Annotated in this window: 1 rRNA gene (only partly in view); it reads right to left on the reverse strand. The window is 54.2% G+C overall.

What is annotated here, in order from left to right:
• Nucleotides 1–1,185: ribosomal RNA gene (locus tag FGQ85_RS18000) — 23S ribosomal RNA — on the reverse strand (its annotated part continues 1,598 nt past the right edge of the window); the annotation flags it as partial.

Genomic DNA, 1,185 nt, shown 5'->3' on the forward strand with positions numbered 1-1,185 from the left:
ATGGGATATCTCATCTTGAGGGGGGCTTCACGCTTAGATGCCTTCAGCGTTTATCCCTTCCCGGCTTGGCTACCCTGCCATGCACTTGGTAATGCAACAGGTACACCAGCGGCCGGTCCATCCCGGTCCTCTCGTACTAAGGACAGCTCCTCTCAAATATCCTACGCCCACGCCGGATAGGGACCGAACTGTCTCACGACGTTCTGAACCCAGCTCGCGTACCGCTTTAATGGGCGAACAGCCCAACCCTTGGGACCTACTTCAGCCCCAGGATGCGATGAGCCGACATCGAGGTGCCAAACCACTCCGTCGATGTGAACTCTTGGGAGTGATAAGCCTGTTATCCCCAGGGTAGCTTTTATCCGTTGAGCGATGGCAATCCCACTTTATACCACCGGATCACTAAGTCCTACTTTCGTACCTGCTCCACCCGTCGGTGTCGCAGTCAAGCTCCCTTCTGCCTTTGCACTCTTCGAATGGTTTCCGTCCATTCTGAGGGAACCTTTGAGCGCCTCCGATACCCTTTCGGAGGCGACCGCCCCAGTCAAACTCCCCACCTGACATTGTCCCCCAGCCGGGTCACGGCTGCTGGTTAGAAACCCAATACCGCAAGGGTGGTATCCCAACAGCGGCTCCATAAGGACTGGCGTCCTTACTTCTTAGCCTCCCACCTATCCTGTACATGCAATACCGAATCCCAGTATCAAGCTGGAGTAAAGCTCCATGGGGTCTTTCCGTCCTGGCGCAGGTAACCAGCATCTTCACTGGTACTTCAATTTCACCGGGTGCATTGTCGAGACAGTGCCCAAATCATTACGCCTTTCGTGCGGGTCGGAACTTACCCGACAAGGAATTTCGCTACCTTAGGACCGTTATAGTTACGGCCGCCGTTTACTGGGGCTTAAGTTCAAAGCTTCGCTTGCGCTAACCTCTCCCCTTAACCTTCCAGCACCGGGCAGGCGTCAGCCCATATACCTCACCTTTCGGTTTTGCATAGACCTGTGTTTTTGCTAAACAGTTGCTTGGGCCTATTCTCTGCGGCCAGCTCTCACTGGCACTCCTTCTCCCGAAGTTACGGAGTCATTTTGCCGAGTTCCTTAACAATGCTTCTCCCGTCGGCCTTAGGATTCTCTCCTCATCCACCTGTGTCGGTTTACGGTACGGGTACTGTACAAACAATAGCAG

The sequence above is a fragment of the Pseudoflavonifractor sp. BSD2780061688st1 E11 genome (genome assembly GCF_005844125.1).
GTDB classification, from domain to species: Bacteria; Bacillota; Clostridia; order Lachnospirales; family Lachnospiraceae; genus Sellimonas; species Sellimonas catena.